Raw genomic sequence first — 11,203 nt, 5'->3', positions numbered from 1 at the left:
ATCATTCCGCATTAAGTTTTGCCCACCTTAATCGAGTCTCTGCTACAGAGTATCATAACCTTTTTAACGTCACTGATAAATGCGTTGCATGCATCTGAGTAAGTGTTGAGAATATCATCATACCCTTAAGCATCTGTTCGCTAAATGATGTTGACGCAACCAACTCCATACTTGTTCTATTGGATTACTCTCTGGGTGAGAAAATATAAAAATACTCGACAGTCAAGAATTTAACATCTAAGTTATTTTGATACATTAATTTATTTTCTAAAAGCTGACTTAGCAAGCCTGTGACGCTCTTGCTACTCGGATCATTTTCTCCTTAGTCAGAGGGTTACAGACTTCTTTTTATCTGTCGGGTTGCCAGCTTCACGGCAAGATCATTATAAATTGAACTTTGGGAGCAAGTCGCGATCAGATCAAGGCATAACATTAGCCTTGGTATAAAAATGACTACTACTTTTCTGAAACACTTTATTTCAATTACAGATCCTCGCATTGAACGCTGTAAAAAGCACGAACTGATCGATATTCTTCTGCTAGCTATTAGTGCCGTACTCTCTGGTGCAGAGGGCTGGGAAGATATTGAAGACTTTGGACACCTAAAACTTGATTGGTTAAAGCAATACGGCACTTTCAATGCTGGTATTCCAAAGCATGACACAATCGCGCGTGTTATATGTAGGTTAAAAGCAGATGAAATCGAAAATGCATTTCAATCTTGGATATCATCACTTATCAAAACGACGGGATGCGATGTTATTGCTATTGATGGAAAGACGGCGCGACGTTCATTTTCGACCAAAGATAGGAAAAGTGCGCTGCATACAGTCAGCGCATGGAGTCAGCGCATGGAGCTGCATACAGTCAGCGCATGGAGCTGCCAACATCAATTAGTGCTAGGGCAAACAGCCGTTGCTCAAAAAACGAATGAAATCACCGCTATCCCAGAGTTATTAACCATGTTAGATATTGAAAATAGCATAATTACGCTTGATGCAATGGGATGCCAGCAAGAAATAGCAAAACAAATAATCCATCAAAAAGCTGATTATATTCTCGCACTCAAAGGTAACCACTCAGGCATGCAGAGTGAATTAGAAGCTTGGTGGCACAAGAATGAACGCGAAGGATTAACAGAGCAAAATCATAGTGAACACACTGAGATAGATTCAGGCCATGGTCGTATTGAAACAGGACTTGTCAGCAGTTGCTTATTGATAAAAAGTGGTTGGCAAAAGCTTATCGATGGTCTGGACTGAAAAGCATTATTAAAGTTCAGGCTCAAGTTCATGATAAATCAACAGGCAAAGATACAGCAGAAACCCGTTGGTATATTAGCTCGTTAGATTTAGACGCAGCGCAAGCGCTCAATGCGGTTCGTAGTCATTGGCAAGTTGAAAGTATGCATTGGATGCTTGATATGACCTTTAGAGAAGATGAATCGAGAATACGCAAAAAGCAAGGTCCTCTTGTCTTTAATATAATGCGAAAGATAGCGATGACACTCTTTAAACAAGATACGACTAAGTCAGCGAGTATGGCGAGAAAAAAGAAAATGGCAGGGCTTGACGATGATTATCGCTCAACCCTGTTAGAATCTGAGATTAAAATGCGCTAGCCGTGTTGCCAGCTTCGCTAACAAACAAAAATCTCACTAAATAAGCTGGCTTTATGTTATAATATGTTAGAATCAATACTCACCCTATTTATGAAGGGTGGTTTGATATATTCTTTCTCTACATTAAATTTTTTCGCTAAGTATTCCGTTAACTCTCCTTCATTTAATGTTCCGTTATATTTAAACCTATTTAAATTGGTATACCAGGATTTCCATATTTCACGTTGCTGCTCTGTTAAAACTATATCACTCGTTTTAATTTTAAATTCAACGCCATTGCAGTCTTGACCACTCATACCACAAACATCATAACAATACGCTGCCATTGCATAAGGGAAACCTTTACCTGCAACAACTTCATTATCTTCTAATAATATAAAAGAAACGTCTGATTGATACTCTTCCTGTAAATCTTTAGCAGCTTGCATCGCAGTTCTCGCTCTATCTTTTGCAGTGATAGCTGTTGGTGCCATGATAGTCCACTCCAATCGAGTACGTCCAGGGAAGCTGTAATCAGTAAAATCTATCACAGTATATTTATGAGCTACTGGCTTCTTTTTTGTTTCAACTTGATTTTTACTGGTTGTTAGTTTTGGTTCTGTTTGTATTGTCTTTTCAATTGGCTCAGTCAAAGACATACCAATAATAAGCATAACAATACTTGCTGATACACTTGTTTTTAACGTGTAAAAAGGAGGATTTTCTTTGTTATCAATTACGGCCCTTTCTTTTATCTGTTTATTAAGCTTTGCCAACATAGTTTGGCTACATAAAATAGTACAAATAATCATAATTATTGCGCTTAAATAGTTTTCGTGTTGTAGGTTGGATAATCCCAATATTACAAAAAAAACCATCAGACATTTATTAATAACTTTCATATAGCATCCTTTTAAGTTATTGATTAAAGTATGTTTTAATTTAAAATTAAAAAACCGGTAAACAGGTTGTTCCATTACTTTAAAGATTGGCCTTTCAATTGGTGGAAAGTATTGAAGTTCTCTTTTGTATTTTGATTACAAATTATAACGATATAATACAATCTCAAAACCTTAAATATAATGTGGTTATATTGTGAATTTTGGAATATGACTTGTTTAGTTTATTTTTAAAATCTACCAGTACTTATTTTAGGTGCGCGTATCAACATGTTAACTTTAATGTAATACCAATTCTATTAATTAAGTGATCTAATAAATTAGGATAAATTTTCAATAGCGAGACGTTTGATTGGGCAATAGATAATTGGATTTCCCCACATTCGAAAATGTGGGTAATATCAAAGCGCCTAAACAAATATTTTAAAAAATCCATAACATGTATCCTACTAGAGTTGGAATCACAAGGGCTGCATCATATCCGTGATAGAAGGTGTATTAGAAAATGTCGAAAATGATTTGTCAGAGAATTTCGAGCTGTAATTCATACCGCGAAAGAGCAATTAACCGTATTGATTGACGCGGTTCATAGATATGGTAGTTGTTTAGAGAAATCAGTTAGCGCACATCCAGATTGTAAAAAGCGATTAAAGTTAGAGCGCGTTGGAATAATGAACGCAACTAATCTTTATCTTGCGCTAGGTTGTGCTGAGGCAGGCGTGTTTAATAAAGGAAGAGATGTATCTGCCTGTATCGGTTTAACACCTATACAATATTCATCTGGCGGAATAATTAAACTAGGTTCAATAGGAAAATACACTAAAAATAGCCTGCTAAGAAGCCTACTTATTTGTGGTGTGATGGCTACGATACGTCATATTGTAAAACGAGAAGCAAAAAACCAAAAAGAGGTTTGTCTTAAAGCCTTAGTGGATCGCCGAGGAAAAAATGTGCAGCTGTCGCTTTAGCTAATAAAACGGTAAGAACCGCTTATGGAATGCTAACGCAAGGTACAGAGTATAAAGCAGAATAACTCGCTGTTTAAAAAGAGTTAAAACAACAAAAGATGCATAAACGAAGATAGAAATCAGCTAGTTTAGTCAGTAGCTAGCATAGAGCCTTTGAGCTCGCTTAATAGGTTTGACAACTAGTTTGCGTAAATATTATAGAGCCAGAGATAGTTTCTTAATGAGCGCGCGTACATAAGCACGCATTAATTTATTTGCATATTATTTTTTGTTGTTGACAAGGGTGAGTCCACATAAGCTGGCTATTGGGATTGAAAGCAACACAGCTATTGTATATTTAGACCATTTAGATTGATTATATATTTATTTGAATTGATATAGTAACCTAATCTCACCTTATTTTACTGATATTAGTCCAATCAAGTATTTGCAATGGAAAAGTGTCAAAAGCTTTGAGATATTGTGTTTATTGAGCTTTAATCTTAGTTTACTGCATTTAAGATTTATATTTTTTCTTTGGATAATTTAAATATCCGATAAAAAGAACATAACGGATAAAGACTAATAACAACTAAAACAAGTAAGTTAATGCTAACGACTGTTAATTTATAATATGGAACAAAAAACTCAAGACCCAAAAAACCTCTAAAATAGAGTTGAACCAGTTGTATCAAACACATAAAGGTTGATGTCATAAAGCAAAAGTGAGCAACTAAGGAAAACTGGCAATCTTTGATTTTGTGTACTAAAACCAATGTTATTACAAATGCACACTCCATAGTAAACATAGATAAATAAAACAGTTTTCTTAGCTGCATTGTTTCCAAGTCGAATGAAAGCGTAAAATCTCTGACTTCAGAAGTCATAAAATGAAAAATAGCGACCGTTAAAGCGCTTAGGAGACAAGAATACAATGCAGACTCTTTGTCGTCTTTAATTTTACAACTAAATAAAAAGGATATTATTTCACGAAGAAATAAAATTGAAATCATTATAAATACAAAGATTTCAAACTTAATAATCAAAATGCCTAATGCCTTAAGTGTTAAATCTACGCCTATCATTCTAAAGTACCATTACTTATTAGGGAGTTCTATAGCATCTCCACCGCCTATGCTCAATATGTGTGGCGGTTCTATGCCATCTCCACCACCTGCACCTAATACCTGTGGTGGTTCTATACCATCTCCACCACCTGCACCCAATACTTGTGACAGTTCTATACCATCTCCACTACCTGCTACTAAAGATACTTCTACTTTATTTAGTTCTTTCATATTATTTTCCTTTAAAATTTTTTTTTAAAAATACCAAAGTACTTTCATCGGAAATACAACAGCAAAAGATACACTTATTAAAAGTACTTAACCTAACCAATAAACTAAATATTATTGATATAATCATAATAGTTCGCATTAAATTTTCTTTATTGTGAAAACATTGTTATTTTTTCTAACCAAACTAGTAAGTCAGTTGCAATAACTGAGTTCAAAACCCTTACTTTAAAAATCAGGTACTTAAAATACAGATGATTTTTAAACTTTAGAAGAGTAGTGATTATAATTTTATCAATATATTAAGCAGATTTTACTTTTACATTGGTATAGAATAAATTCCTTAATAAATACCAATATGGCTATACTCTAGTTGGTATAAGGATATAAATGAATGAAAATAGACTGTCAAATAGAACAAAGCGCACTGATCCAAAAAGCAAAAGATGTATGTGAAAACAAAGGCACACGTTTTACAACAATACGTGAAAAAGTTTTTGGGTTGTTAGCAGAAACAGAGAGTGGTGTGGGCGCTTATGATTTACTAGAACAATTAAAAATCACTGAACCAAATGCCAAGCCCGCTACTATATATCGCGCACTCGATTTTTTATCTGAAATGGGCTTTATTCATAAAATAGAAAGCACTAACGCTTTTATGTTATGCCACCATTTTGATCATACTCACCCTGTACAGTTACTCATTTGTGACAACTGTGGTAGTGTGAATGAGTTGCACTCAACAATTATATCGCATGAACTCAATAATCAAGCACAAGAGCTAGGTTTTACTGTGTCTAGGCAAACAATTGAAGCACATGGCCTTTGCCAAAAGTGTGATTAAAATTAAATTTGGTATTTTAAAACTTAATTTTAATTACAATAACTAAATAAAATAGTTTGCAATTTAAGGCTAAAAGCACTTGAATTAGCAATTAGGAAAGGCATTTAAGCCTTCATTTGAAATAACACTTGGATTTGTATAATGAATGTAGAATTCATCAACCCTTTTTTATCATCTCTTATGAACGTATTAAGCACCATGGCGCAAACACAGTTAAAGCCTGGAAAGCCTATGATGAAGAAAACGGAAGTCGCAAAAGGCGACGTATCGGGTTTAATTGGCATGGTGGGCCCACAAACCAAAGGGTCTTTATCTATCTCTTTTGATGAAGAACTAGCCTTAACAATTATGGAACGCATGCTCGGCGAGCGTCCTGATGCAATCAATGAAGAAGTCACCGATATGGTAGGTGAAATTACCAATATGGTAGCAGGTGGAGCTAAAAACTTATTAGGCGAAAAAGGCTATGAATTTGATATGGCAACACCAATTGTTGTTTCTGGTACTAACCATACAATTACACATAAGTGTGATGGACCTAAAGTACTTATGCCATTTAGCGCTGATGCAGGTCGTGCTCATATTGAAGTTTGTTTCGATAAACTATAATTAAATGGAGCTGGCTTCAGAAAATAATCCCTTTAAAGCCGCGCACCCGCGGCTTTCACTTAAGCGACTCTGCAAGAGAAAAACACTCCCCTGCCTGAACTCAATAAATGCCCCTAGTACATATTTTTATTTAGCATACTTATAATCAACTCTTGGAGTAATATTGCAGAGTAATTCATAAGGTATAGTTTTAGCGTGCTGCGCAATGACTTCAACGGGCAGTTCTGGCCCCCATAAAATGACTTCGTCGGCTACTGTATCTTGTAAAATATCACCTAAATCTATCGTGATCATATCCATAGAAACACGACCAACTAAAGGAACTTGTCGACCATTAACAATTACAGGCGTACCACTTGTAGCGTGGCGTGGATAGCCATCACCATAACCTATGGCTGCAATGCCTAAATAAGTATTTTTTGAACTTACCCATTTAGCACCATAACCTGTTGATTCACCTTTTTTAATACGTTTAATTTCAATCAGACGGGTTTTTAAGCGCATAACAGGCTTTAAATCATGATCTGAGCCTGATTTGTTTAGCATAGGTGATACACCGTACATCATCAATCCAGGCCTAACCCAGTCTCCATGACTTTGTTGCCACCCAATAATGCCAGCTGAATTTGCTAAACAGGTTTGCTCTTTAATAGATTTAGTGGTGATTTCAAACTGCTTAAGTTGAACTTGTGTCATTGAGTCAGAAATATCATCAGCGCATGCAAAGTGAGTCATTAACTTAATATCAGGTTTTACATTTTTGTTATCTATTAACCTTTGATGAAAATCCTTAAACTGAGATGGTGCAATACCTAATCGATGCATTCCGGTATCAATTTTAAGCCAGACAGTTAATTGACCATCAAGATCGCATGCTTCAATATCATTTAATTGGGTTTCATTATGAACAATTGTTTGAAAATTATTAGCCAACAAAATGGATAAATCAGTTTTATCAAAAAAACCTTCTAATAAAACAATTGGTTTAACCAATCCACCAGCGCGAAGCGCTAAAGCTTCATCAATTCTAGCAACAGCAAAAGCATCTGCTTCATTCAAACTTTGTGCTATCTGCACTAAGCCATGTCCATAAGCGTTAGCTTTGAGTACAGCCATGGTTTTGCTATTTGGGGCAAATTCTCGAACTTTTTTAAGGTTATGGCTTAAAGCAGTTAAATTAATTTCAGCAGTAGCTAAACGCATTTTCTTACTCTTTTAAAATTAATAGTCATCATCTACTGCAGGACCAGCATAGTTATCAAATCGAGAGAACTGACCTTGGAAAGTTAAGCGCACACGCCCGATTGGACCATTACGTTGTTTTCCTAAAATAATTTCAGCGACACCTTTATCTGCAGAGTCTTCGTTATAAACTTCATCACGATATATAAACATAATTAAATCCGCATCCTGCTCAATTGAACCTGATTCACGTAAATCTGAGTTAATTGGCCGTTTATCAGCTCTTTGCTCCAAGGTACGGTTAAGCTGAGAAAGTGCAACTACCGGGCATTCTAATTCTTTTGCTAACGCTTTTAATGAACGAGAAATTTCACCAATTTCTAAAGTTCGGTTATCCGCCAGACTTGGTACTTTCATTAATTGAAGGTAATCTACCATGATCATACTCACACCATCATGATCTCGTGCAATACGCCTAGCCCGTGAACGTAGTTCAGTAGGTGTTAAACCTGAAGAATCATCAACAAACATCTTACCTTTTTCGATAAGCAGCCCCATAGTTGATGATAAACGCGCCCAATCATCATCATCTAATTGACCTGTTCTTACTTTTGTTTGGTTAATACGCCCAAGTGAGGCCAACATACGCATCATGATTTGTTCTGATGGCATCTCTAGAGAAAAGATAATGACAGGTTTATCTTGTGTCATAGCTGCATGCTCAGCAATATTCATCGCAAAGGTTGTTTTACCCATCGATGGACGTGCTGCGACTATGATTAAGTCTGAGTTTTGGAAACCACAAGTCATTTTATCTAAATCAGAATAACCTGAACTTATTCCGGTTATACCATCTTGAGGTGATTGATAAAGCGCTTCAATTTTATCTACCGTTTTTTCTAAAATTGTGTGAATACTTTGTGGACCATCACTGCTTTTTGTTCTAGATTCAGCAATTTTAAATACCTTACTTTCAGCTAAATCTAATAGCTCATGACTGTCTCTGCCTTCAGGATTAAACCCTGCTTCAGCAATTTCATTCGCAACACCAATCATTTCACGTACTACTGCACGTTCACGTACAATATCTGCATAAGCTGTAATATTGGCTGCACTGGGAGTGTTTTTTGCGATTTCACCTAAATATGAAAAGCCACCAATACCTTCTAGTTGGTTATTCTTTTCCAATGTTTCAGAAATGGTGATTAAATCGATAGGTTGATGAAGGTCGACTAGTTTTTCCATCGCTTCAAAAATAAACTTATGAGTACGCGTATAAAAATCCTTACCTACAACACGTTCAGCTACGCGATCCCATGCTTCATTATCAAGCATTAGGCCACCTAAAACCGACTGTTCAGCTTCAATGGAATGTGGAGGGATTTTTAAAGTATCAATTTGTTTATCAAATTGCTTTTCAAATTGTTGAGACTTTCCGAACTTTGCCATTTCATCATACTAATAACTTCTAATATGGCTATTCTATCGACTCTGATTATCAGTTAATACTAAAATTTTAAATCTATAAAAAAAGCTGAACTAAACTCAACTTTTTTTATGCTATTTTTTAGTTAGTTTAAAGTGTATTAAGACTAATTCGACCACTGATTGTATCTATTTCAATGTCAGCCTTACCACCTGACATTTCAAATTCTAATGAACTCGAAGGGCCGTATTTAGGTTTATTCACTTTATCATTAGTTAAATTGTTTTTAATTCTGCCACCAGCATGAGATTCAATTTCAAATTTAGCTGAAGCATTTTTTGATAAGTTTAGCTGCACATTGCCACTCACAGTTTCAATTTGCACTCTTGCATTATTTGAAAAACGAGGAATTGATAAATCTAACTCACCATTTACCGTACTGATCTCCAACCGTTGTATCAGTTCTGTTTTTAACTCTATTTCTCCGTTAACATTTTCGATTCTTATATCCTCAGCTTTTGTTTGCGCTTCTATATCACCATTTACAGCATCAAACCGTAAGCGACCTTGTGAATCTGTGTCATGAATATCCCCATTAACGGTTTCATAATGAATTTTACCAACCAACTCTTTAGATCTGATCCCACCATTTACGGTTGTTAGATTTACTTTCCCTGATAATTTTCGAGCTGAAATATTACCGTTAATAGTTTCAATATCTGATCCACCTTCAACTTCAGCGATATCGACATTGACATTAACTCCTTCGAAATCTAAATTACTTTTCATAGGAATGTGAATTACTAAATTAGAGCCTTCACCTGAATTCCAACTATGTATTTTTTTTGGCATTTTCACTTTGAAAATAGTGCGATTTCCTGATCTTTTTAGCTCATAGCCAACAGCTTTATCGTCTAACTCACCCGTGACTTTTATTTCTGATTTATTCCAGCCTTTAATTTTAACATCGCCTCGTTGGTTTTCAATAATCACTTTACCGTTACTTGAAACAGATAATACTTCATCTATTTTTTCACCGGCAAATGCAAAGGTACTTGAGATACTTAAAAGTGCTATCGCTATTAATTTCTTTGTCATGTCTTTCTCCTAAATTTGCTGCCATTTCGGTTGGTGAACTCGATTAATAAGTTCCAACTGCTGCCTATATACTTGCGCTAGCATTCGTAATAAGGTCGAATTTTGCGGCTCATTTTCTAAGGCGTGTTTAATTGCTTGTTCTGCTTGCTCTAAATCATCTAATTGAGATTTCCAATCGTCAGTTAACGCTGGCTTTTCGTGATATTGAACTAATAGTGCTTTTTTTTCGGTTTCAAATAAGTGACTCATTGAAGCAACATTATTTATTTCGTCACTTTGAAGTGTTACTTGTGTATTCGGTAAAAAATTAAGACTTAATAATGCTGCCGCAAAACATGCCGCTATCACAGATAATTTAGTAAAGTGATTAGTGTTTTTAGGCTTACCGTTAAAATCAATCGCACGCTCAATACCTTGCCATAAATCTTTGTTAGGTTTAATTTCTTTAGGTATTATATCTAAAGAGTGCTTTAGGTAATTATCAAAATCTTTATTGCTCATCTTCATACCACTCCTTTAATAAGTTACGAGCGCGGTGATATTGCGCTTTACTTGATCCTACAGCCATACTCAAAATAGTTGCGATCTCTTCATGGCGATAACCTTCTACGGCATACAAAACAAAAACCATTCTTGCCCGTTCTGGTAATCGTAAAATCAATTTATCTAAACCGTTTAAATCATGTATATCTTCAATGGCTTGTTCATCCATCCCCACATCTTCAGTGCTGACTACTTTTTGCAGCCAACTTTTTTGCTTTCGTATATAACTGATAGTGATATTTGCAGTAACACTGTGTAACCAAGTTGAGAATTTTGACTTACCATCAAAATTTGCTATTTTTTGCCACAGTTGAACAAATACCTCTTGAGCTGCGTCTTCAGCTGTCGATTTATCTGCTGTCAACCTTAAACACAAAGCATAAACTCGACTAATATATTGATTATAAAGTTGTTCGAAAGCAGACCTATTTCCTTGCTGCACTAAAGAGAGTAATTGATCTTCTTGTACGGCAGCAAACCTTTGATCCGCTTTAATTAACATTTAAAAGTCATCCAAAATAGTCCCTTGAATTTTTTATTGATAATGTATTAAGTTGTTTTAATGTATTAGACGCGAAGTAAGAAGGAAAAGGTTTAAACAAAAATAAGTTTTTTATAAATTTATTAAAATAGACCTCTTAAAACAAAAATGCGATTCATAACACATCAGTAATAATTTCAACTGAAAGAACATGAACGCATTAATACCTTAACTACTTCAATAAGTTAGTTCATTATTCCGTAACACCTCAATAACCCG

Annotated in this window: 10 protein-coding genes and 3 pseudogenes; 4 read left to right on the top strand and 9 right to left on the bottom strand. The window is 35.2% G+C overall.

The features are described from left to right. Window positions 1-11: 11 nt before the first annotated feature. Window positions 12-195, bottom strand: a pseudogene (locus tag CJF42_RS28860) (IS630 family transposase); the annotation flags it as partial. 254 nt (window positions 196-449) lie between these two features. Here CJF42_RS28860 and CJF42_RS23170 point away from each other — a divergent pair. Further along, window positions 450-1,621 (top strand): annotated as a pseudogene (locus tag CJF42_RS23170) (ISAs1 family transposase). A 56-nt stretch (window positions 1,622-1,677) separates the two neighbouring features. Here CJF42_RS23170 and CJF42_RS23165 read toward each other — a convergent pair. After that, a complete protein-coding gene (locus tag CJF42_RS23165) occupies window positions 1,678-2,502 on the bottom strand; it encodes a DUF4875 domain-containing protein (protein WP_095368928.1) in 825 nt (274 codons plus the stop codon). Between the two features lie 465 nt (window positions 2,503-2,967). Between CJF42_RS23165 and CJF42_RS23160 the strand changes: the two are divergent. Then, a pseudogene (locus CJF42_RS23160) lies at window positions 2,968-3,532 on the top strand (transposase); the annotation flags it as partial. Between the two features lie 438 nt (window positions 3,533-3,970). Here the strand turns inward: CJF42_RS23160 and CJF42_RS23155 are convergent. After that, window positions 3,971-4,531 (bottom strand): hypothetical protein, encoded by a 561-nt coding sequence (locus CJF42_RS23155; protein ID WP_095368926.1) that lies wholly within the window; start codon window positions 4,529-4,531, stop codon window positions 3,971-3,973. A gap of 12 nt (window positions 4,532-4,543) precedes the next feature. After that, the gene (locus CJF42_RS23150; protein ID WP_095368925.1) at window positions 4,544-4,744 is read right to left on the bottom strand and encodes a hypothetical protein; all 201 of its coding nucleotides are present in this window, start codon (window positions 4,742-4,744) and stop codon (window positions 4,544-4,546) included. Between the two features lie 391 nt (window positions 4,745-5,135). Here CJF42_RS23150 and CJF42_RS23145 point away from each other — a divergent pair, with 391 nt between their 5' ends. Then, window positions 5,136-5,585, top strand: a complete 450-nt coding sequence (locus CJF42_RS23145; protein WP_095368924.1) for a transcriptional repressor — start codon at window positions 5,136-5,138, stop codon at window positions 5,583-5,585. Between the two features lie 141 nt (window positions 5,586-5,726). Continuing rightward, on the top strand, window positions 5,727-6,194 hold the full coding sequence (locus CJF42_RS23140; RefSeq protein ID WP_095368923.1) for a chemotaxis protein CheX: 468 nt from the start codon (window positions 5,727-5,729) through the stop codon (window positions 6,192-6,194). A 126-nt stretch (window positions 6,195-6,320) separates the two neighbouring features. On the opposite strand, the gene alr is transcribed toward CJF42_RS23140, so the two are convergent. The 5 genes from alr to CJF42_RS23115 form a co-directional block, all read right to left on the bottom strand. Continuing rightward, window positions 6,321-7,397: an alanine racemase gene (alr, locus tag CJF42_RS23135; RefSeq protein ID WP_095368922.1), complete on the bottom strand. Its 1,077-nt coding sequence runs from the start codon at window positions 7,395-7,397 to the stop codon at window positions 6,321-6,323. An 18-nt stretch (window positions 7,398-7,415) separates the two neighbouring features. Further along, window positions 7,416-8,825, bottom strand: coding sequence for a replicative DNA helicase (dnaB, locus tag CJF42_RS23130; RefSeq protein WP_095368921.1), 1,410 nt, complete (start codon window positions 8,823-8,825; stop codon window positions 7,416-7,418). Between the two features lie 127 nt (window positions 8,826-8,952). Next, window positions 8,953-9,900 (bottom strand): DUF4097 family beta strand repeat-containing protein, encoded by a 948-nt coding sequence (locus CJF42_RS23125; RefSeq protein WP_095368920.1) that lies wholly within the window; start codon window positions 9,898-9,900, stop codon window positions 8,953-8,955. A gap of 9 nt (window positions 9,901-9,909) precedes the next feature. Then, window positions 9,910-10,401 carry a tetratricopeptide repeat protein gene (locus tag CJF42_RS23120; protein ID WP_095368919.1) on the bottom strand — a complete coding sequence of 164 codons (492 nt, stop codon included), beginning with the start codon at window positions 10,399-10,401 and terminating at the stop codon, window positions 9,910-9,912. Next, window positions 10,391-10,945 carry an RNA polymerase sigma factor gene (locus CJF42_RS23115; protein ID WP_095368918.1) on the bottom strand — a complete coding sequence of 185 codons (555 nt, stop codon included), beginning with the start codon at window positions 10,943-10,945 and terminating at the stop codon, window positions 10,391-10,393. Before CJF42_RS23115 ends, CJF42_RS23120 begins: the two co-directional genes overlap by 11 nt. Window positions 10,946-11,203: the final 258 nt, after the last annotated feature.

Source organism: Pseudoalteromonas sp. NBT06-2, assembly GCF_002276045.1.
In the GTDB taxonomy this organism is placed as follows: domain Bacteria; phylum Pseudomonadota; class Gammaproteobacteria; order Enterobacterales; family Alteromonadaceae; genus Pseudoalteromonas.
This window is presented reverse-complemented; position numbering and strand designations above follow the sequence as displayed.

Bases quoted from the DNA above. Each gene is read 5' to 3' on its own strand.
- CJF42_RS23165 (WP_095368928.1), bottom strand. From the start codon at position 2,502: ATGAAAGTTATTAATAAATGTCTGATGGTTTTTTTTGTAATATTGGGA.
- CJF42_RS23155 (WP_095368926.1), bottom strand. From the start codon at position 4,531: ATGATAGGCGTAGATTTAACACTTAAGGCATTAGGCATTTTGATTATT.
- CJF42_RS23150 (WP_095368925.1), bottom strand. From the start codon at position 4,744: ATGAAAGAACTAAATAAAGTAGAAGTATCTTTAGTAGCAGGTAGTGGA.
- CJF42_RS23145 (WP_095368924.1), top strand. From the start codon at position 5,136: ATGAAAATAGACTGTCAAATAGAACAAAGCGCACTGATCCAAAAAGCA.
- CJF42_RS23140 (WP_095368923.1), top strand. From the start codon at position 5,727: ATGAATGTAGAATTCATCAACCCTTTTTTATCATCTCTTATGAACGTA.
- alr (WP_095368922.1), bottom strand. From the start codon at position 7,397: ATGCGTTTAGCTACTGCTGAAATTAATTTAACTGCTTTAAGCCATAAC.
- dnaB (WP_095368921.1), bottom strand. From the start codon at position 8,825: ATGGCAAAGTTCGGAAAGTCTCAACAATTTGAAAAGCAATTTGATAAA.
- CJF42_RS23125 (WP_095368920.1), bottom strand. From the start codon at position 9,900: ATGACAAAGAAATTAATAGCGATAGCACTTTTAAGTATCTCAAGTACC.
- CJF42_RS23120 (WP_095368919.1), bottom strand. From the start codon at position 10,401: ATGAGCAATAAAGATTTTGATAATTACCTAAAGCACTCTTTAGATATA.
- CJF42_RS23115 (WP_095368918.1), bottom strand. From the start codon at position 10,945: ATGTTAATTAAAGCGGATCAAAGGTTTGCTGCCGTACAAGAAGATCAA.